The following is a 21686-nucleotide window of genomic DNA, read 5'->3' as shown; positions in this document are numbered from 1 at the left end:
TATTGGATTTCGTATTGTGCCTTCAGGCAGAAACAAGAAAACCCCTTGCGGGGTTTTCTTTAACCTCAAAATGGGCCTATTTCAGTGGGCTCTCGCCGGGCTTACCCAAATCAGCAGTCGTCTCACTCGGCTCATGCTCTTCAACCTCGGCTTCTTCCGGCTTGGCGGCTTTATTGCCATTATTACCGTTGGAAGAACCGTTGTCATCCATATGCCAATCGACCGGAGGGCGTACTTCACGGCGCTCCATCAGGTCTTCAATCTGGCGCGAGTCTATGGTCTCATACTTCATCAGCGCATCTTTCATCGCGTGCAGTACATCCATATTCTCATCCAGCAGTTGTTTGGCTCGCTGGTAGTTGCGGTCGATGATAGCCTTGATTTCAGAATCTATGATGGCCGCAGTCTCATCAGACATATGCTTGGACTTGGCCATGGAGCGGCCCAGGAATACCTCACCCTCTTCCTCTGCGTACAGCAGCGGACCGAGTCGCTCGGAGAAGCCCCATTGGGTCACCATGTTACGGGCAATGGCCGTAGCATATTTAATATCCTGAGATGCGCCGGTAGAGACTTTTTCAGTGCCAAAGATAATCTCTTCTGCCAGTCGACCACCGTAGGCCACAGAGATCTTACTCTCCAGCTTCTGGCGGCTCTCACTGATGGCATCGGCTTCCGGCAGGAAGAAGGTCACACCCAAGGCACGGCCTCGAGGGATAATGGTTACCTTATGCACAGGGTCGTGCTCAGGCACCAGATAGCCCACAATCGCGTGGCCGGCTTCGTGGTAAGCCGTCATCTCTTTCTCGGACTCAGACATCACCATGGAGCGGCGCTCGGCGCCCATCATGATCTTATCTTTGGCACTCTCAAACTCTTCCATGGTCACCACACGGCGATTACCGCGAGCAGCAAACAGTGCCGCCTCGTTAACCAGGTTGGCAAGATCCGCACCTGAGAACCCAGGCGTACCACGGGCAATAACGCTGGCTTTGACATCGTCACCCAAAGGCACTTTACGCATGTGCACTTTAAGAATTTGCTCACGACCGCGAACATCCGGCAACCCTACAACAACCTGGCGGTCGAAACGGCCTGGACGCAGCAGCGCGGCATCCAATACGTCTGGACGGTTGGTTGCGGCAATAACAATAATACCTTCATTACCTTCAAAGCCATCCATTTCCACCAGCATCTGGTTCAATGTTTGCTCACGCTCGTCGTGACCACCACCGAGTCCGGCACCACGCTGACGACCCACGGCGTCGATTTCATCGATAAAGATGATACATGGCGCCGACTTTTTGGCCTGCTCGAACATGTCACGTACCCGAGAGGCACCGACACCGACAAACATTTCCACAAAATCAGAACCTGAAATGGTAAAGAAAGGTACCTTGGCTTCACCGGCAATCGCCTTGGCAAGCAAGGTTTTACCTGTACCTGGAGGACCAACCATCAATACACCGGTAGGAATACGGCCACCGAGTTTCTGGAACTTGCTGGGATCACGCAGATAATCCACCATCTCCTTCACCTCTTCCTTGGCCTCGTCACAACCGGCCACATCGGCAAAGGTGGTCTTAATCTGATCTTCGCTCATCAGCTTGGCTTTACTCTTGCCAAAGGACATGGCGCCTTTACCGCCACCGCCCTGCATCTGTCGCATAAAGAAGATCCACACCCCGATAAGCAGCAACATGGGGAACCAGGAGATAAAGATCTGTGTCAGGAAACCTGACTCTTCGGCTTCCTGCCCTTTCATGCGGATGCCTTTACGGTCCAGGTCATTGATCAGATCCTGGTCATACAAGGGCATAATGGTGGTGAACTTTTCACCGGACTTTTTGACGCCTTCAATCGTACGTTGGTCGTTTTTCACTTCCACGTTACTGACTTGGCCGCTACGAACATCGTCCAGGAAAGTCGAATAATCCATCTTCTGCGCTGACGAAGAAGAGGGGGAGTAACCCTGGAACACGGACATCAGCACCACGGCGATGACCACCCAGAGAATCAAATTTTTTGCCATGTCACTCAATTACTGAACCTCACAAAGTCTTGAGATTTACTTCAATCAGGGTACTACAACTTGTACCCTGTCGCTACCAGATAGACCTCGCGAGAACGTGGCCTGGAGGAATCCGGCTTACGGGTTTTTACAGTCTTGAACGCTTGTCTGACTGCTTTCATATACTCGTCAAAGCCCTCCCCCTGAAAGACTTTAACAGCAAAACTACCATTGGCTGCCAACACCTGATGACACATATCCAGCGCCAACTCCACTAAATACATGGCTCTGGGCTGATCCACACCATCTGAACCACTCATATTGGGCGCCATATCCGATAGCACCAAGTCAACCTTATCTTCCCCTACCCGGGTCAGCAAGGCCTCAAGGACTTTTTCCTCACGGAAGTCTCCCTGAAGGAAATCGACGCCAACGATTGGGTCCATCGGTAAAATATCACAGGCAACCACTTTACCTTTTTCACCGACCAACTTGGCCGCCACCTGAGACCAACCTCCGGGAGCCGCCCCCAGGTCGACCACTGTCATCCCGGGTTTAATCAGCTGATCTTTTTGTTGCAGCTCCTCTAACTTGAACGCGGCCCGCGAACGCAGCCCCCGTTTTTGTGCCAATTTGACATAGTGATCATCAAAGTGTTCCTGCATCCAACGGGTGGAACTGGCCGTACGTTTCTTACCTGACATTCAAAATCCGCAACAAATGAGAGTTACACAAGGGCTATATGAGGGTAGAATAGCGGCTTTTCAACAGTAACTCAGCAAAAGTTGGTAGAAATGAACTTAACAACCAAACAGAAACAGCATCTAAAGGGCCTGGCACACAGCCTCAAGCCGGTAGTGCTGCTTGGTGCCAATGGCCTGACTGAAGGGGTACTGGCTGAAATTGATAATGCGCTCTCTCACCATGAGCTGATTAAAGTTAAAGTCGCCTCTGAAGACAGAGAACTGAAAGCCGCTATCGTTGATGCCATTGTCCGTGAAACCCAGGCAACCAAGGTGCAGCTAATCGGCCATGTTTTGGTGCTCTTCCGTCAATCCGAAGAGATGAAAATCGCTCTGCCCAAGGCCAGATAAGCCCTTTCCCCACAAAAAAGCCACCTTAACCGGTGGCTTTTTTGTTGCCATAATCCCATCGGCGCGCACATTGTGGCGCCGGCGGATTAAATCAGTATTAATTGACGAGTTCAATCAAGGTGTTTGGGTCACAGGCGTCACCCGATAATGCTCACTGGACAGCCCCAGCCATTCCGGCAATGAAGTACCAACGGATATCGATGAGAAGGTACCGGTCAACACCCCGATAAACATGGCGATGGAAAATCCTTCCAAGGGGCCTCCACCCATGATCCACAGTGCTGAAATGGTCATTAGTGTAGTACCGGATGTCACCATGGTTCGGGCAAAAGTGGCCGCAATCGCCTGGTTATTGATGTCTTTTACCGCCAACTTGGGTTTGGCCGCCAGCAATTCGCGGATCCTGTCGGCAATAATGATGGAATCGTTGAGCGAATATCCCAAAATGGCCAACACAGCCGCCAGCACAGTCAAGTTGAACTCCATCTGAGTGGCGGCGAAAAAAGCCAGCACAAAGATAACATCATGCACCAGAGCAAATACCGCGCCGGATGCCAGGCGCCACTCAAAGCGATAAGAGAGATACCCCAGAATACACAGCATAGCCACCAGCAAAGCCAAACCGCCCTGCTCAGCCAACTCCTGGCCGACCTGAGGCCCGACTATGCTGGTATTGAGCACTTCCACCTGAGTGTTCATACCCGCCAGTACCTCCGGTAGTTCGGGCATGGTTTGCCCGGCACTTGGCGCGGCATAACGCAGCACCCAGCGTCCAGCCTCACCGGCTGCAATCAGGCTGACTTCCTGGCCATAGGCCTGCTGCAACACAGGTTGCAACGTCTTGGCGCTGATTGAGCTGTCGATACGGATTTCACTGACCACGCCGCCGGTAAAATCCAGCCCCCAGTTGAGCCCCTTGACGGCAATCACACTGATGGACACTATCATCAAAATTACAGAAACCGCGCTGCTGAAATAACGCCACTTGGTTGCATTTTTCATATTAATCATAATATTAAACCCTCACATCGCGGCTGAAGTTCTTGCCATAAACCAGATTGATAATCGCCCTTGAGGCAAAAATCCCGCTAAACATACTGGTCAATAACCCCAGCCCCAGCGTCAGCGCAAACCCCTGAATAGGGCCATTACCTATGGCGTAGAGCACTACGGCTGTGATCATAGTGGTGAAGTTGGCATCGAAAATGGTGGAGAAGGCGCTGTCAAAGCCCTTGTCAATGGCGTGAGCCAATGCTCGCCCTTCACGAAGCTTGTCGCGGATCCGCTCGAAAATCAGCACATTGGTATCCACCGCCATACCCACTGTCAGCACCAAACCGGCAATCCCGGGGAGAGTCAATACCGCGCCGGGGATCAAAGCCAGCAAGCCAAACAGCAACACCATGTTAGCCAGCAATGCCAGGTTGGCGACCCAGCCTAGCCTGCGATACCAAAGCGCCATAAACACCAGGGTGATCCCCAGACCGAGCGCCAGGGCGGCAAAGCCGTTGTGAATATTTTCTGCACCCAGCGTCGGGCCTATGGTGCGCTCTTCAACTATGGTGACAGGCGCAGTCATAGAACCGGCCCGCAGCAAAAGAGCCAGTTGCTGCGCATCCTGATAACTACCGGCGCCGGTTATCCGAAAACGCTCCGGCAGCACAGACTGAATGGTGGCGACACTTATAATTTCATTGCTTTGCACCGCCTTACCGTTGGCATCGCGGCTGTACTCACTATATGCCGTGGCCATAGGTTTGCCGATATGGCCTCGGGAGAAGTCGGTCATACGGCGACCGCCTTCGCTGTCCAGGGTAATATTGACCTCGGCAGTGCCCATTTCACCTATGCCGGCACGGGCATCGACAATATGCTCACCGGTCAGCACAGGCTTGCGCGCCACGGGCACAGGATTGCCGGTCTTGTCTTTAATCAAGATGGCGCCGGTGGCGCTGTCCTTGACCTCATAGAAGGCCAGAGTCGCAGTTGCCCCTATCACGCTCTTGGCGGCCGCCGGGTCTTGAACACCGGGAAGCTCGATACGGATGCGGCTCTCGCCCTGACGCTGCACCAGTGCTTCGGTGATCCCCAACTCTTCGATACGGGTACGCATGATCTGCAGGTTTTGCTGCACCGTCAGGTTACGCAAGTTGATTTTCTCGGCTTCAGTCAGCGCCAACTTGAGCTGACTGTTATTGCTGCTCACCTGCCAGAGTGGGTATTGCTTGGCCATAAACTGCCGCACCTCGGCGCGAGCCGCCTCTGGCATAACCACTGTCAGTTGCTCTTCAGCGCCCTGACGCACACTCAAGCCTCGGATCCCTTGCTCTCTGGCAAAGGCACGCAGGGCGTCGGCCAGTGAACTTCCCTGGGTTTGATACACAGGGGTGATATCCACATCCAACAAGAATTGCACCCCGCCACGAAGATCCAGCCCCAGTTTAATGGGTTCAAACCCCATGCCGAGCAACCACTCGGGCGCCGCCGGACTCAAGGCCAGAGTGAGTTCAGCGGGATCTTGGGCATGAGTGGCCAGCAATGACTTGGCCAGCGTCTGTTGGCCTTCGTCATTGAGAATAACCAGGGTTTGCTGATCTTTGCTGTCCAGGCGCTTGACGAGAATATCGGCCTTGGCCAGTTCAGAAACTATCTGGGTCGGAGATAAGGCGATTCCGGCCTTGGGGGATATTTGCACCGCGGCATCTTCACCATACCAAGTCGGCAAGGCACTCAGCGCCATCACCACCAGGGTGACTACCAGTACCAGATATTTCCAGGCGCTGTAGTGATTCAGCAGTTTTTTAGGCTGGCGCCCGCGGGCATTACTCTTTAATAATGAGTCAGTTATCATATTTACGCTCTCTTTTCGACTCGTGGCTTAAGCCACATATCACAGTCGCAGCCATCCAATGAAGGAGTGACTGACAACAGATGAAGTGAAACCCGGACAGAAAAGCCCGGTAGAGAGCGTCAGGCGGCTTGCTGACTGAAGCGATAGCGGAGGTTGGCGTCTTTCCAGCCTCCAAGGCGCAAACCGGCTCCTGGGTGCTTTAAGGTCCAATATTGCTCAATAGGCAATTGCTCGGCAAAACCTATGCTGAGCAAAGGCGCCGGTGGCATAGCGATTTCAAACGCCAATTCATAGGGTGGCTCGGCCACATCATGCGGAGCGGCAGTGCTGAGGCAGCGCTGGCTGGCTCCGGGCGCCGAATAGAGTTGGTCGCCCTGCTCGGAGCGCAGCAACTTGGATAAGTGAGACAGGGAAACCTTGCCTTCCACCTCAGCTCTGCCACTAGCATCATGCTTGCCAAACTTGTGATGCCGGGACTCTTGGGCTTGAGGCTCCTGGCCAACTGAGGTAGATGAAGCTATGGACAACGGCTCTTTGTCAGCATCTTGCTGACTGAGCTCGGGTAAAGCCTGTTCAAACGCCTTCCAGGTTGCATCAGAGGCAATCCCGGAATACACATTGCCCAGCAGACCTATGGCGATCAGCAGGGTAAAGAGGCGCATGATTTTCAGCAACAAGGTGTCCATTGATAATGGTTATTTGGGCGGATGCTAGTCTTTCAAGCCCTGGCGGGCAAATTAAACTTTGTCCATCTTGTACAAAAAAGCCGCCCGGAGGCGGCTTGATAACGCAATCAGATATATTCGACGGCGACCACTTCATACTCTGCCAGGCCACCGGGAGTTTGGATATTGACTTCATCCCCGAGATTTTTGCCAATTAGGCCACGGGCAATAGGGGAGTTCACCGAGATCAGGTTCTCTTTGATATTGGCCTCATCGTCACCGACAATACGGTAAGTCACTTCGGCATCTGTGTCCAGGTTCAGTATGGTCACGGTAGAACCAAAGATGATCCGGCCATTGTTGGGCATCTTGGTCACATCAATGATCTGGGCGTTGGACAGTTTGCCTTCGATATCGCGGATACGGGCTTCGCAAATGCCTTGCTCTTCACGGGCGGCATGGTATTCGGCGTTTTCTTTCAAATCCCCCAGTTCACGCGCCGCGGCAATTGCCTCGGTGATCTTGGGACGGCGATCAAACTTGAGTATATCCAGTTCTTTACGCAACTGTTCTGCCCCAACCAGGGTCATGGGAACCTTGTTCATAATCTCTTTCGTCTCCTGTCAAACAAAAGCAGCCTCCGTCAGCCAAGGGCCAACAGAGACTCATTTTTCGGGTGAATGGGCGCCATTTTGTCTGCGGCGCCAGGGATGCATAGCGGAATACCGGGGAACACACCGGCCAAAACTCAATTCATCTTGGCTACAAGCTTACCTAAGCCATGGCAGGCTTGCCAGTGATGGCGACAAAAATCTCTGTTTCTGTGGCACCGACGATAATAAGTTCATCTCAGTTAAGACTCGAAAGCACAGAGGGATAGCCCCAACCATTGTCTCCTACCTCGACCTGCTCACCGGTAAGGTACTGATACAAAGTCGGCGCCAGTGAGCCGTTATCCAGCGGCCCCAATCTCTGGCCGGGTTTGCTAGGCTCGCCCCAGAAACCTATGAAAGCATCTTTTTCCAGATAATGTTCCCCCGCATGACGCCCCGGCACTAAGGTGTTGTAACCAAAACCCTCTTTGGGGAAGAGATTGATGGTGCCGGCCCTGTCTTCATCATAGAGATGTGCCAGCTGCACCACGGCATCGGGTCTGGGACTCATGGCCGCCAGGCTGCGCCACTGCTCGGCGCTGCAGCCCTTGGCACTCCCCAGGCACAGTTCGAGCAGTTGTTGCTTGGCAGACAGCTGAACATCAGACAGCGGCGCCAAATAAGGGTTGCTCTGAGCCAGTGCCAGCAACTCTGGCGCGCCCTTACCATCCAGCGCCTGATAACGGATAACGCCCGATTCACGATTAATCATTTCATCGCGGCGCTGCCCGTTTCTGTATCCCACCAAACGCACAGAGCAGCTATCAAGCGTACAATCGCTTTGGCGCACCACCAGATAATCCAGCGATTCCTGCAACTCATCAGCAAGCAGGCTGACCATATCCAGCGCCTTACCTCCTTTAACCTTAAAACGGGTCAACTCTTGATACAGGGGTTGCACCTGCCAACCTCGGTCCGAGTTAAAGAAGTCCAGCATATAGTTGCCACCGGCAGTGGAGGCTATCACCAAATCTACCCCATGCAGTGAAGGCGGATTGAGGTTGTTGGTTATCTTGGGGCCTTCTCCTTCATCAGAGGAGATTTTGCTTATCTTGAGCTCGACCCCGCGCTGCTTGAGCGCATCTTGCAACACCAGTTCAGGGTTAAGGGTGTGATACACAGGTGCCAAACCATGATCGCCGGCCATGCCCCACAGCGTCTGCGGATAGATACCCGCGTCCCGATACACCTTGTCCAGACGGCCGAGCCAGTAATCGAGGCGGTTAAGCTCACCGGTCGGCGCTATGATTTCGTCGCTGAACGGCCCCTTGAAATGAGCGAAGTGATCCGGCCAGGGGTTATAAATAAGCAGATAGTCCGGCATTGCCTGCTCACTCAGCAAGGCCAGCTCATTGAGCTGTTCATTGAGCTTGGCCCGTAAGCTCATGCGGGAAAACAACCGCCAGGCGCCCATCCTGTCGTAGGCCTCGAGTTGCTCGCGAACCGCCGCCACGCTATGTTGCAAGCCCTTCTCGGCTTCGGCACGCAGCGACAACTCATTGAGACAGCGCTGCTCGCCAAAATCACGGATCACTTCCCCCAGCCCCAAATTGACCAGGGCATCGAAACTGGTCTGGGCGTTCCAGTCATATTGGGCGTTACAGTTTAAGGTCTTGAGATAGTTCAGGCGGTCGAACATGGTGCGCATGCCACGGCTTTCCACCAGATTTTCGAGCTGCAGGGCATCATTGCCGAAGAAGTAATAGGCCCGATCACGGGTGCGATCGACAAAGTGAAAATTGGGGATCCCTGTGCCCCCCTTACCGGACACTGCGGCGCCTGTCTTGATAATCGGCAGATTGCGCACACTGATGGTAGGCGTGGAAGAGATACCTCCTGTGGTTATGCCATTTTCACTCCGGCGATAGAGTGACTTAAAAAACGGCAGATAGTACTGATCGGTGACGCCATTTTTCACCAGCTGACGCAAAAAGTCCTGTTTGGGAGTGTGCTGCGGCCGCCCCATGGCTGACGCGGGCGTGAGTTGCGACAAAGCCGCATCCCTGGCTAGTACTTCTTTGAGATAAGGGCCGGAATTGGGTGCAACCAACGCCTGCATCAGTCCCTGGCTCAAACCATCTACTGTTATCTGCACCGCTCTTGGGCGTTGACTCCAACTTGCCAAAAAGTCACTCAGCCCCTTGGGGTCTTCCTTGAGACTGGCCTGCATCCAGGCAGAAAAGGCCTTGGCCCGCTGCGCCGGTAATGCATATTGGCGATAGGCCTTGAGCACATTGAGACGGACAAAGTCGATAAGAGTAACTGTTATCGCCTGCGCCTTGTTGTTTACCTTGGCGGCATTTTCCGCCTTGCCATCTTCAATAATCAGCTCGAGGGCGCTGCGCATATCCCCCTCGGGCAGACTGCCGACATACTTGCCAATCTCAGTGATGATCAGCGGCTGAATGTCGGCAATCAGCGCCAGATCTTCAGGGGTGTTGCCAAGATAGCGGTAATGTTCCGGCAGTTTCTTGCCAAGGGCCCAGTCATCATTGTTGAACAGGCGATCATAGACAGTCACCAACATGGCAACCAACTGGCGATTGAGCGTCATGCCTTCGCGTCTGTCATTGGCTTCGGCGGTCGGTTCGGTATTGTCTTTGACCTGCTCCTCCAGGCTGAACAGCGAATGCTGCCAGGGTGCGATTTGCTCCTCGCTGTATTGGCTCAGCAGATAATCCCGGAACTGATCCCGGTTCTCGGCGCGGCTGTATCTGTCGTAAAAAAGGTAGAGAAAATGCCCAAGGGGGATGCTGTAGAAAGGATCCGACAGCCGGGCTATAACCCTGGCCTTGGTCGGCGCATCAAGCGGCAGTGTTAAAATGTAGGCATCCAGACTCATACCGGCAACGGAAAATATCGCCAGATCGCGCCCTGTGGTGACACTGAGCTCCAACCCTTTAAACAGCTGCTTTTGCAGCAGATCGCCGCCGTGATACAAAGGCGCCACCAAAGGCACAGTGTTGATATCGGCCCGCACGCCGTTGCTGCCGAGGCTCAAAGCCAAGCCAAAACTCAAGGCAAGAGCCCGTGATTTGCTCCGCCGGTTAAACAGCCCTGTGACTCGCCCCGCAACGCTTTCCCGGCCCTTGGGCTCCTTTGAGACAGACTCGAGTATCATCACTTCCTTTCCCTGAAACATCTTGATTGCAGCGTCTTAAATGAAACGCCTTGATAGTGGGCGAGTTTAGCAAGAGCTGCCAAGATCCCAAAGCCAAGGCGTTTGACCCAAATCATCCGGTTTACAAAAAAACAGGCCACCCTAATGGGTGGCCTGGTCACTTTCAGTTACTGACTGACAGCGTTTACTTGTTGACCCTGGCGTGCAGTTCCTGCACCGAGGCAACATTGCTTCTGTCGTCGGCATCATGGGCCATACAGGTTGCAAAAGCCGCATTCATGGTGGTGGTGTAGTTCACCTTGTGCTGCAGCGCGCCGCGGCGCAGCTGTCTGGAATCCTCGATGGCCTGACGACCCTCTGTGGTATTCACTATGTAGGTGTATTCACCGTTCTTGATCCGGTCAAGAATGTGTGGACGACCTTCATGCACCTTGTTCACCAGACGGGGATTGATACCCGCTTCACCCAGCACCACAGCCGTGCCGTGGGTGGCATCCAGCTCATAGCCGAGTTCAATCAGCTTGGCCGCCAGATCCGAAACCCGCTTCTTGTCGCTGTGACGAACAGACAACAGGGCGCGGCCTGACTTGGGCACATCCTTCACTGAGCCCAGTTGCGCCTTGGCGTAGGCTTCGGCGAAGGTATCACCCACACCCATCACCTCACCGGTAGAACGCATTTCAGGGCCGAGCAGAGGGTCAACACCCGGGAACTTGTTGAACGGCAGAACCACTTCCTTCACTGAGTAGTAAGGCGGGATCACTTCCTGAGTATGTTGCTGTTCGGCCAGTGAAGTACCGGCCATCACCCGGGCGGCAATCTTGGCCAGAGGCACACCTGTGGCCTTGGAAACGAAAGGCACTGTACGGGCGGCGCGCGGGTTTACCTCAATCAGGTAAATCACATCACTCTTGACCGCAAACTGCACGTTCATCAGACCGACAACGCCTAGCTCCAGCGCCAGCTTGCGTACCTGCTCGCGCATCTCATCCTGAATCGCCTTGGAGAGAGTGTAAGGAGGCAATGAACAACCTGAGTCACCTGAGTGAACACCGGCCTGCTCGATATGCTCCATGATGCCGCCGATAACCACATCTTTACCATCACAGATAGCGTCCACGTCTACTTCGGTGGCGTCATCCAAGAAGCGATCCAGCAGTACCGGCGACTCGTTGGATACACTGACGGCTTCGTTGAAGTAACGGCGCAGATCCTGCTCGTCGTAGACAATTTCCATCGCCCGGCCACCCAGAACATAGGAGGGACGAACCACCAGAGGGTAGCCTATACGCTCGGCATCCAGTACCGCCTGCTCCAGGTTGGTCACAGTGCTGTTTTCAGGCTGTTTCAGCCCCAAACGCTCAACCGCTTGTTGGAAGCGCTCACGGTCTTCGGCGCGGTCGATAGCATCCGGGCTGGTTCCTATGATGGGTACACCTGCGGCTTCCAGGGCTCGGGCCAGTTTCAGTGGTGTTTGGCCACCATACTGCACGATAACCCCTTTGGGCTGCTCAACCCGCACAATTTCCAGTACGTCTTCCAGGGTAACAGGTTCAAAGTAGAGTCTGTCAGAAGTGTCATAGTCGGTGGAAACGGTTTCAGGGTTACAGTTAACCATGATGGTTTCATATCCGTCTTCACGCATCGCCAGCGCTGCATGCACACAGCAGTAGTCGAACTCGATACCCTGACCGATACGGTTGGGGCCGCCACCTATCACCATGATCTTGTCTTTATCGGACGGATTGGCCTCACACTCTTCCTCGTAGGTGGAGTACATGTAGGCGGTATCCGTGGCGAACTCGGCGGCGCAGGTATCTACCCGCTTGTAGACAGGGAAGAGCTCATACTTGTGACGCAGTTTGCGCACTTCACTTTCAGAAACCCCCAGCAGTGACGCCAGGCGCGCATCGGAGAAACCTTTACGTTTCAGCTTGCGCAGGAACTCTTGGGTAAGACCGCTCCAGCCGCTTTCCTTGACCTTCTCTTCCTGCAGCACCAGATCTTCAATCTGCACCAGGAACCAAGGGTCTATGTTGGTGATGCGGCGAATACCTTCCATGGACATACCGGCGCGGAAAGCATCGGCGATATACCAAGGACGCTCAGGGCCGACATCCTGCAACTCGTAACGTATCTTGGCCAGGGCTTCCGGCTCGTTGATATCCACGATAGGGTCGAAACCTGTCATCCCGGTTTCCAGACCGCGCAGAGCTTTTTGCATCGACTCCTGGAAGGTACGGCCAATGGCCATCACTTCACCGACAGACTTCATCTGAGTGGTCAGGCGGTCGTTGGAGCCGGCAAACTTCTCGAAGTTGAAGCGAGGGATTTTGGTAACCACATAGTCGATAGAGGGCTCGAACGAAGCCGGGGTCAGGCCGCCGGTAATGTCGTTCATCAGCTCATCCAGGGTAAAGCCCACCGCCAGCTTGGCCGCAACCTTGGCAATCGGGAAACCGGTCGCCTTGGAAGCCAGCGCAGATGAGCGCGATACCCTTGGGTTCATCTCGATGATCACCATGCGACCATCTTTGGGGTTAATACCAAACTGCACGTTGGAGCCACCGGTTTCAACGCCGATTTCCCGAAGCACCGCCATGGAGGCGTTACGCATCAGTTGATATTCTTTGTCGGTCAGGGTCTGGGCCGGTGCAACTGTGATGGAGTCACCTGTGTGTACGCCCATGGGGTCAAAGTTTTCGATGGCGCAGACTATGATGCAGTTGTCGTTGCGATCGCGCACCACTTCCATTTCGTACTCTTTCCAGCCAATCAGCGACTCGTCAATCAGCAGCTCATTGGTCGGCGACAAGTCCAGACCCCGGGTACAGATCTCTTCAAACTCTTCGACGTTGTAAGCGATACCGCCGCCGCTGCCGCCCATGGTGAAAGAGGGCCGAATGATGCAGGGGAAGCCCACTTCATTCAGTACCTTGTGCGCTTCTTCCATGCTGTGGGCAATACCGGCACGAGGACACTCGAGGCCGATACTCTTCATCGCCTTGTCGAAACGGGCACGGTCTTCGGCCTTGTCGATGGCATCGGCAGTGGCACCGATCATCTCGACATCAAACTCTTTCAATACGCCTTTGGCTTCCAGTTCCAGGGCACAGTTCAGCGCCGTCTGGCCGCCCATGGTTGGCAGAATCGCATCGGGGCGTTCTTTGGCGATAATGTTGCGCACCACTTCCCAGTGGATAGGCTCGATGTATGTGGCATCGGCCATTTCCGGGTCTGTCATGATGGTTGCAGGGTTGGAGTTCACCAGAATAACCCGGTAACCCTCTTCTCTCAGCGCCTTACAGGCCTGGGCTCCCGAATAGTCAAATTCACAGGCCTGACCGATAACGATTGGGCCGGCACCCAGGATAAGAATACTTTGGATATCAGTACGTTTTGGCATTTTCTTCTATCTTCTCCCGGCGATTACAGCTTGACTTGGTGACGGTATTGCTCAATCAGTTCGATAAAGTGATCGAACAGTGGTGCACAATCGTGCGGCCCCGGACTCGCTTCAGGGTGACCCTGGAAGCTGAAGGCCGGCTTGTCTGTCAGGTGGATCCCCTGCAGTGAGCCATCAAACAGCGACTTGTGAGTCACCTTGATGTTGGCAGGCAGTGTGGCTTCGTCGGCAGCAAAACCATGGTTCTGACTGGTGATCATCACAGTGCCTTTGTCAATATCGCTTACCGGGTGGTTGGCACCGTGGTGACCAAACTTCATCTTCAGCGTCTTGGCACCGTTGGCCAGCGCCAGCAGTTGGTGGCCAAGGCAGATGCCGAATACCGGGATATCGGTTTCGAGAATTTGCTGAATCGCCTTGATGGCATAGTCACATGGCTCCGGGTCACCGGGGCCGTTGGAGAGGAATACCCCATCCGGTGCCATCGCCAGTACTTCACTGACAGGCGTTTGTGCAGGAACCACAGTCACATCACAGCCTCTGTCTACCAGCATCCGCAGTATGTTCTGCTTCACGCCGTAGTCATAAGCCACTACCTTGTACTTGAGTTCTGACTCGGGAGTATCGACCGGCAGGCCGCTCTCCAAACGCCAGGTTCCCTTGCGCCAGGTGTAAGACTTGTCGGTCGTCACTTCCTTGGCCAAGTCCATGCCTTTCAGCCCAGGGAATGCCTTGGCGGCGGCCAGCGCCTTGTCTACGTCCTGCTCACCCACCAGAATGCAACCGGCCTGAGCGCCCTTCTCCCGCAGAATACGGGTCAGCTTACGGGTGTCGATATCGGCGATACCGACTACCTTGTTGGCTTTGAGGTAATCACTGAGGGATTGTTGGTTACGGAAGTTACTGGCGAGGAGGGGAAGATCACGAATAATAAGACCACAGGCATGAACTGCATCGGATTCTGTGTCTTCATTGTTAGTACCGGTATTACCGATATGTGGGTAGGTTAGAGTTACTATCTGGCGAGAATAAGATGGATCGGTGAGGATTTCTTGATATCCGGTCATCGAAGTGTTAAAAACGACTTCTCCGACTGCGATCCCATCGGCACCGATTGCTGTGCCGGAAAATACGCTTCCATCTTCGAGTACGAGTAAGGCAGACTTTGTCAACGCGACCTCCGAGAAAAGAGCCAAGCCACTGAAATGTAATGTTTTTATCTTTGTTTAAAGTACCAATTTCCGCTAAAATACGAAATTTTGACAAATTCCGCGCATCCTACACGATAAATATCAATCCGTCTATAGCCAGACGGAGGAATTCAAAAAAAAACCGCCAATCGGCGGTTTTTTAAATAATGTCATAGGGGTTTCAACCCCAATACCTGTTGCATGTCGTAGAGCCCGGCATCCTGTTCCTGCAACCAAAGTGCCGCACGCATGGCGCCGTTGGCAAAGGTCATTCGGCTGGAAGCCTTGTGAGTGATCTCCAAACGCTCGCCCATATCGGCAAACATGGCGGTATGCTCACCCACCAAGTCGCCCGCCCTGATAGTGGCAAAACCTATGGTGTCGCGCTCACGCTCGCCGGTGATCCCTTCGCGGCCATAGACGGCGACTTTTTCCAGATCCCGCCCCAGTGTGTTGGCAATCACTTCCCCCATCTTCAAGGCGGTACCTGAAGGTGCATCCTTCTTGTGCCTGTGATGGCCTTCGATGATCTCTATGTCGGTATAATCACCCATGACTTCCGCCGCCAATTCCAGCAGCTTCCACATCAAGTTAACCCCAACCGACATATTGGGTGCCAATACCACAGGGATCTGCTCGGCAAAGGCCTCAATCTGCGCCTTTTGCGCCGAATTGAAACCTGTAGTGCCTATCACTATCGCCTTATGATGGCGGGCGCACCAATCCAGATTGCTGAGGGTGCCTTCCGGGCTGGTGAAATCCACCAGCACATCGAAGTCATCAGCAACCTGATCCAGGCTATCGCAGACCCGGACATGAAGACAACCGACCCCGGCCAACTCTCCGGCATCGACTCCCACCAGAGTCGAGCCAGCGCGCTCGATGGCCGCGCCCAGAATGATCCGGCTGGAATGCGCGGCCGCTTCTATCAAGGTACGCCCCATACGGCCGCTGCTTCCGGCAACCGCAACTCTGACATGTCCACTCATAACTTTCTCCACATACAGGCTAAAAAAATCGCCTGAGTCAGACTCAAGCGATTTTGGTATTACAGAATGTCCAGCAGTTCCACTTCAAAGACCAGAGTGGAATAAGGCGGGATAGCCGCCCCGGCACCGCGCTCGCCGTAGGCCAGGTGATGCGGTACATACAGCTTGTACTTGGCGCCAACCGGCATCAGTTGCAGCGCTTCGGTCCAACCGGCAATCACGCCGGAAACCGGGAATTCGGCAGGCTGACCACGGGTTACTGAACTGTCGAATACTTTACCGTCGATAAAGGTACCGTGATAGTGAGTACGAACGTTGGAATCATAGCTTGGCTTCTCGCCTGAGCCTTCGTTGATGATTTCGTACTGCAGACCTGATTCGGTAGTCACCACACCTTCACGTTTGGCGTTTTCGGCCAGGAAAGCATTACCTTCGGCAGAAGCGGCTTCGGCAGCCTCTTCCTGCGCCTTTTGCAAGCGACGGCTGATTTCAGAGAAAGCAACCTGCATATCTTCCATGGAAACAACACTCTCTTTGCCGTCAAATGCATCGGCCAGACCGGCTTGAACGGCTGGAATATCCAGACCTTCGAAAGAGTTTGCGGCCAGTTGCTCACCCAACTGGCGGCCTACGCCGTAGCTGGCTTGTTGTTCAACACTGGTGAACTTATCAGACATAATCAGTTTACTCTCAGTTTATCTGTGAATTTTTCGCGGCACAGTGTAACACTTATCCGGGTTCAAGTGTTGCGCTTATTCGTATCCTTACGCTTTGTTCATTCGCCGAGTCTCAAGCCAAAATGGACAGAAGGCCGAGCCTCAAGCCGACTTTGTTAACCTCATTTTTGGCAAGAGCTAAATTTACCCTTGCTCGCCTGATAGAGCGGCATCATCTGCGCTTGTAAATCACGCAACTGGGCAATGCGGTTCTCATTGGATGGATGAGTCGACAACAGCTCCGGCCCCTGACCGCCCCCCGCCTTGGCCATGTTTTGCCATAAGGTCACCCCGGCTCCAGGATCGAAGCCGGCCCTGGCCATCAGCTCCAGCCCCATCACATCGGCCTCGGATTCCTGCGCCCGGCCATAGGGTAAGATATAGCCCACCTGCACCCCAAGCCCCAGGGCCGCCATGTAAAGATCGGCATTGGCTACTTGCCCCATCCCCAACGCCGTACCGGCCAACTGCATACCGGTATTGCTGAGTTGGGCCCGTGAGGCCTGTTCATTACCGTGCTGCGCCAACACATGCGCTATCTCATGGCCGATTACCGTTGCCAGTTGGTCTTCATTGTTGGCCACCTTAAGAAGCCCGGTATAGACACCGATATGACCACCGGGCAAGGCAAAGGCGTTGACCTGATCCGACTCAAACAGTACCCATTGCCAATGTTGTTGCGGCAATAAAGAGGTAATACGCTGCGCCACACAGGCAACATAGGCACTGGCGGCCTTGTCCTGGCTCTGCTTCTCTTTTGCTTTTATCTGCTCGAAAGAGGCGGTACCCATCTGGTTTATCTGCTCGGGCGAAAACAACAGCATCTGCGAGCGCCCGGTGGGCGACTGAGTAGTGGAGCAGCCTGAAAGAGCTCCCACAAAGAGTATGGCAAGTAGGCCGAAAATTCGGTTATTCATCTTTTATCTTCCGGTGATAAAGTTTCCCTGGATTTTACCTGAGTGTCACACGCAAGCACAGCTTCTCGTATCGCCAATGATCCCGCCGGCCAAAAGCCAGCTGCGCGTACAGCCAGCTGCGCGTACAGCCAAGGCTTGAAAAAAGTTGACCTCTGGCTTGTCAGGCACGACACTGATTGAGATACATGGATACGGCAAACGCCGTTATCCACTTATAAGTTACTCTTTACCAAACGTCTTTTTATAGGTTCCAACTCATACAATGCTTGAAGAATTAGCCTTGGGGGGATTGCTGTTCAGTCCTTTGGTTCTCTTCGCACCTCTTGCGCTCGCACTCTGGTTTCTGACCAGACTGGTTCTTCACTGGACCGGACTGTACACAAAAATCTGGCGAGTGGCCTGGTTCGAAGTCGCCCTGTTCGTGTGCTATCTGGCACTGATTATCTACCTGTTTGAGAGTTGACACTTATCATGGCAAAAGTACTGCGCATCTCCATTACCTTGCTTCTCGTGCTGGCTGCCTTAGTGGCCGGATATTGGATTTGGAATCACTACCTCTATTCCCCCTGGACCCGTGATGGCCGGGTGCGGGCCGAAGTCATTACCCTCTCGGCCGATGTCTCAGGCTGGGTCACTCAACTGAATGTTAAAGATAACCAACAAGTCAAACGTGGCGATCTGCTGTTTAAGGTGGACGATACCCGTTATCAAGCCGCCAGTACCGAATTGGCCGCCGAGCTGGAAAACAAGCTACATGCATGGGAACTGGCCAAGCACAAATATGAACGGCGCAAGAATCTCACCGGCCGCGAGGTGATCAGTGAAGAGGATTTGGAAACTGCACGGATCAACACAGAGTTGGCCAAAGCCAGCTACAACTTGGCAAAGGCCAGACTCGACAGCAGCAAAATAGATCTGCAGCGCACTCAGGTTCACTCCCCCGCCGATGGCACCATAATCAACCTCAGCCTGCGTCGGGGCAACTATGTTAACCAGGGCAAGGCGGTATTATCTCTGGTTAAACAAGGCTCTTTCTATGTCACAGGGTACTTTGAAGAAACCAAACTGCCATTAATAAAGGTAGGCCAAAAGGCCAAAATCAGCCTAATGAGCGGTGGCGAGCCGCTCAGGGGCGAAGTGATCAGCATAGGCAAAGCAATTGCCGATACCAATACCAATGCCAATGGTCAACTGTTGCCGCAAATTCAACAGAGCTTCAACTGGGTCAGGCTGGCACAGAGGATCCCTGTTGATATCAAGCTGGACCCGGCTTCGGAACAACATGAACTCAGCGCCGGATTGACGGTTTCCATCCAACTGCAAGCCGAAAAATAATATGCCCCTATCTCCCACGCTGGCGGTATTTCTGACCCCGGACAAGCGCACGCTAATCTTCGCCACCAAAGGGGTGATTGCCATGGCACTGGCATTGACGGCGGCGCTCTATCTGGACTTGGAGCGCCCCTACTGGGCGCTGGTATCGGCAATATTCCTGCAGATGCGCCCCGAAAGTGGCCTGGTGCTGGAAAAAGGTCTTTGCCAGATAATAGGCACCCTGGTAGGCGGGGTTGCCGGCATAGCTATTCTCAGCATTTTTTACGGTGCCCCCGAACTGGCCATGCTCACCCTGGCGCTGTGGTTGGGGCTCAACTCTGCATTGTCGGCCATGGTACGCCATATCAACTTTGTCTACGCCTTTGCCATGGCGGGGATCACCCCCTGTCTTATTGTGCTCTTGGTGATGGTAAGCCCAGCTACAGCAAACAGTGAAACCATCTTCGCCGTCGCCCACTCCAGGGTCAGCGAAATTATAGTCGGTGCCATCTGTGCCACTCTGATGAGCCAGTTGCTGTGGCCAGTCAGAGTCACCGAAGGGCTACAAAAACAAACCCGTAAAATAGTCAACCAAACCCTGGAATACCTCACACTGGAGCTGGATCTCAACGGCTCCCATGAAAATCGCCATAATCAGATAGACGCAATTCTTGAATCACTGGCAGCAGCCAGCGACGATGCCAACGCTCTCAGCTACGAGGGTCCGGAAGGCCCGGGACGCAGTCGTGCGGCCAATTTGTTATTCAACAAGGTGTTATCATTGCTCGCCGTGATCCAGATATTCGGCCGTTTGCAGCGTAACCACGAAGAGTTGATGACAAGCACTCTCTCAGGGCTAATCCGTACCCTAAAAAGCAACTTCAAGGCGATGTCCGAGTCGGACGATTTCCAATTCTGTTATGAATTGGCACACAGGCAAAGGCGCGAAATCATCCACTTTCGCAACACTCATACCTGTATCAGCCCACTGGAATCGCGGCTGCTGAAAACCGCCTCGGAGCTGGCCAGCGATTTGGTGCTGGTGCTGCGGGCATTCAAGGCGTTGGAGTCACCGGATAAAACGCTGCTCAATGCTCCCGCGATGCAGACCCACAGAGATCCCCTGCTGGGGCTTATCACGGGTGTCAGAACCATGCTGATTTTCCTGATAGGTGCCGGGATGTGGATTGGCACCGCTTCCAGTGCGGCCCTGATGATAATGACCATGCCGGTGATCTTCTCCATCATGATGGCCAGACTGCCCTTACCCCTTTTGAGCATGATCCTGCGGCGACTGCTGATAGGAGTAATGATCGCCATTCCTGTCGCAATATTTTACGCCCTCGGACTACTGGCCCAAAGCAGCGGCGATATTGAGATCATGTTGTTGGTATTGGCAGGCCCCTTCTTTATTGGCCTGATGGCGCTGGCCAATCAGGCCACCCTGCCCTACGGCCTTGGATTTTGCATCCCATTTGCTATTTTGGTCAGCCCCGGCAAAGACATGAGCCAGGCTTTTGCCGTAGACAACACCCTGAGCAAGGCGATGGCCATCTTTGTCGGCGTCAGCATCCTCTATTGGCTGTTTAAGCTGGTGACTGAGCCCGGGGTCAAAATGATGCAGCAACGCCTACTCAACGCCACCCGCAAAGATCTGATTGAGATGGTCAAACAGGACAAGCCTGAAGACTGGTTTAATGCCCGTATGGCTGATCGCTTGCTGCGCTTGGCCAATTATGAACGCAGCAGCCAGAGCAGCAACCGAACCCTGACCGACTTAGGCCTCACCGGCCTTAACCTGGGCCATGTATCAATGCGTCTGCGCCGCCTGCTGGCCAGCATCAGCGACAGCCAACTCGACGAACTACTGCAAGACTGGCAACTGGCGCTCGCCAACGCCTTTATCTTCTGTTCCCGCGGCGAAAATCCACCTGATTTCCGTAGCAGTTGCGAACGCCTTTTAGCCCGGCTGCAAACCGATGGTTTGACACAGGAGCAACTGGAAATGGTTCAGGGGATGTTTGAGCGCCTGATAATGACCTTTGAGCGCAGCTCCGCCATGATAAGCAATGCCAATGCACCCGTAACCCAAGCTGAGTCTGCGCCAAAGCAAGGGCAAGAGTCTGCGCCACCGCAAGAGCAAGAGTCTTCTTCCGAACAAAAGCCTTAGGCAAAGACCTGAAGCTCAGCGCCATAAGTCATCCAACCCGATAGAAACTTGCAAACTACTTGACTGCTCAAGCAAATAGACTAATACTTGCACAATCAAGTATTAATAAAGCATTGGTCAAGTTAATTTCGTTTCCAGAGGTTTCACAGATGACACAACCCATAACGACAAGCATTGTGCTTGCTATAACCGAGATGCACAGTCAACTGCAACGCAGTCTGGCAGGCAGGTTGTCGCTGCACGGTATCAGCTTCAGCGAGTTTTTGGTACTGAGACAATTGGCAAAGGCCGAGGGCAATAAACTCAGAAGGATCGACCTGGCCCAGGGTGCCGGACTCAGCGCTTCGGGGATCACCCGCCTGCTTAACCCAATGGAAAAAATGGGTCTGGTAGAAAAGGAAACCGCCAGCCGTGATGCCAGAGTCAGCCTGGTAGCCCTGACACCGGCGGGCACTAAGATTTTTACTGAGGCCGAGGTATCATTTCAGCAAGTCGCCGATGAGTTTATGTCACGCTTGAGTGAGCAAGAGCAACAACTGTGGCTAAGCCTGCTCCATAAGCTGGGTGCCTGAATATCAGGGCTCTGAAT

General features: G+C 53.7%; 17 protein-coding genes. 5 read left to right on the top strand and 12 right to left on the bottom strand.

The genetic code is table 11. The features are described 5' to 3' along the window. Positions 1-76: 76 nt before the first annotated feature. Positions 77-2032: an ATP-dependent zinc metalloprotease FtsH gene (gene ftsH / locus ACMHXE_RS16865; protein WP_413732857.1), complete on the bottom strand. Its 1956-nt coding sequence runs from the start codon at positions 2030-2032 to the stop codon at positions 77-79. Positions 2033-2085: 53 nt separating this feature from the next. Continuing rightward, positions 2086-2715, bottom strand: a complete 630-nt coding sequence (gene rlmE / locus ACMHXE_RS16860; protein ID WP_025009927.1) for a 23S rRNA (uridine(2552)-2'-O)-methyltransferase RlmE — start codon at positions 2713-2715, stop codon at positions 2086-2088. Positions 2716-2805: 90 nt separating this feature from the next. On the opposite strand from rlmE, the gene yhbY reads away from it, so the two are divergent. Continuing rightward, positions 2806-3105, top strand: coding sequence for a ribosome assembly RNA-binding protein YhbY (gene yhbY / locus ACMHXE_RS16855; protein ID WP_025009926.1), 300 nt, complete (start codon positions 2806-2808; stop codon positions 3103-3105). 114 nt (positions 3106-3219) lie between these two features. Here yhbY and secF read toward each other — a convergent pair whose 3' ends face one another. The 10 genes from secF to ACMHXE_RS16805 all read right to left on the bottom strand — a co-directional run bounded on the left by secF (position 3220) and on the right by ACMHXE_RS16805 (position 17613). Further along, positions 3220-4116 (bottom strand): protein translocase subunit SecF, encoded by an 897-nt coding sequence (gene secF / locus ACMHXE_RS16850; RefSeq protein ID WP_373296815.1) that lies wholly within the window; start codon positions 4114-4116, stop codon positions 3220-3222. Between the two features lie 4 nt (positions 4117-4120). Then, complete coding sequence (gene secD / locus ACMHXE_RS16845) at positions 4121-5956, bottom strand: protein translocase subunit SecD (protein WP_101053934.1); 1836 nt, start codon at positions 5954-5956, stop codon at positions 4121-4123. A 119-nt stretch (positions 5957-6075) separates the two neighbouring features. Beyond that, complete coding sequence (locus ACMHXE_RS16840; RefSeq protein WP_413732855.1) at positions 6076-6630, bottom strand: hypothetical protein; 555 nt, start codon at positions 6628-6630, stop codon at positions 6076-6078. 119 nt (positions 6631-6749) lie between these two features. Then, positions 6750-7226 (bottom strand): transcription elongation factor GreA, encoded by a 477-nt coding sequence (gene greA, locus ACMHXE_RS16835; protein ID WP_039033631.1) that lies wholly within the window; start codon positions 7224-7226, stop codon positions 6750-6752. Positions 7227-7470: 244 nt separating this feature from the next. Next, positions 7471-10416: an alkaline phosphatase family protein gene (locus ACMHXE_RS16830; RefSeq protein ID WP_229839764.1), complete on the bottom strand. Its 2946-nt coding sequence runs from the start codon at positions 10414-10416 to the stop codon at positions 7471-7473. A gap of 163 nt (positions 10417-10579) precedes the next feature. Further along, positions 10580-13801: a carbamoyl-phosphate synthase large subunit gene (carB, locus tag ACMHXE_RS16825; RefSeq protein WP_100144222.1), complete on the bottom strand. Its 3222-nt coding sequence runs from the start codon at positions 13799-13801 to the stop codon at positions 10580-10582. A gap of 23 nt (positions 13802-13824) precedes the next feature. Then, positions 13825-14973 (bottom strand): glutamine-hydrolyzing carbamoyl-phosphate synthase small subunit, encoded by a 1149-nt coding sequence (gene carA / locus ACMHXE_RS16820; RefSeq protein WP_101053927.1) that lies wholly within the window; start codon positions 14971-14973, stop codon positions 13825-13827. Positions 14974-15161: 188 nt separating this feature from the next. Then, the gene (gene dapB / locus ACMHXE_RS16815; RefSeq protein WP_101053923.1) at positions 15162-15980 is read right to left on the bottom strand and encodes a 4-hydroxy-tetrahydrodipicolinate reductase; all 819 of its coding nucleotides are present in this window, start codon (positions 15978-15980) and stop codon (positions 15162-15164) included. A gap of 59 nt (positions 15981-16039) precedes the next feature. After that, positions 16040-16657 carry an FKBP-type peptidyl-prolyl cis-trans isomerase gene (locus tag ACMHXE_RS16810; protein ID WP_039033627.1) on the bottom strand — a complete coding sequence of 206 codons (618 nt, stop codon included), beginning with the start codon at positions 16655-16657 and terminating at the stop codon, positions 16040-16042. Positions 16658-16818: 161 nt separating this feature from the next. Beyond that, the gene (locus ACMHXE_RS16805) at positions 16819-17613 is read right to left on the bottom strand and encodes a M48 family metallopeptidase (protein WP_039033626.1); all 795 of its coding nucleotides are present in this window, start codon (positions 17611-17613) and stop codon (positions 16819-16821) included. Positions 17614-17875: 262 nt separating this feature from the next. On the opposite strand from ACMHXE_RS16805, the gene ACMHXE_RS16800 reads away from it, so the two are divergent. From ACMHXE_RS16800 to ACMHXE_RS16785, 4 genes are all read left to right on the top strand, one after another. After that, on the top strand, positions 17876-18076 hold the full coding sequence (locus tag ACMHXE_RS16800) for a DUF1656 domain-containing protein (protein ID WP_039033625.1): 201 nt from the start codon (positions 17876-17878) through the stop codon (positions 18074-18076). Between the two features lie 8 nt (positions 18077-18084). Further along, positions 18085-18948: an HlyD family secretion protein gene (locus ACMHXE_RS16795; protein ID WP_101054045.1), complete on the top strand. Its 864-nt coding sequence runs from the start codon at positions 18085-18087 to the stop codon at positions 18946-18948. Position 18949: 1 nt separating this feature from the next. Next, positions 18950-21097, top strand: coding sequence for an FUSC family protein (locus ACMHXE_RS16790; protein ID WP_101053920.1), 2148 nt, complete (start codon positions 18950-18952; stop codon positions 21095-21097). Positions 21098-21246: 149 nt separating this feature from the next. After that, on the top strand, positions 21247-21669 hold the full coding sequence (locus ACMHXE_RS16785; protein WP_101053917.1) for a MarR family winged helix-turn-helix transcriptional regulator: 423 nt from the start codon (positions 21247-21249) through the stop codon (positions 21667-21669). Positions 21670-21686 lie beyond the last annotated feature (17 nt).

This window comes from Shewanella sp. BJSY2023SW007 (assembly GCF_047314525.1).
GTDB lineage: Bacteria > Pseudomonadota > Gammaproteobacteria > Enterobacterales > Shewanellaceae > Shewanella > Shewanella chilikensis.
This window is presented reverse-complemented; position numbering and strand designations above follow the sequence as displayed.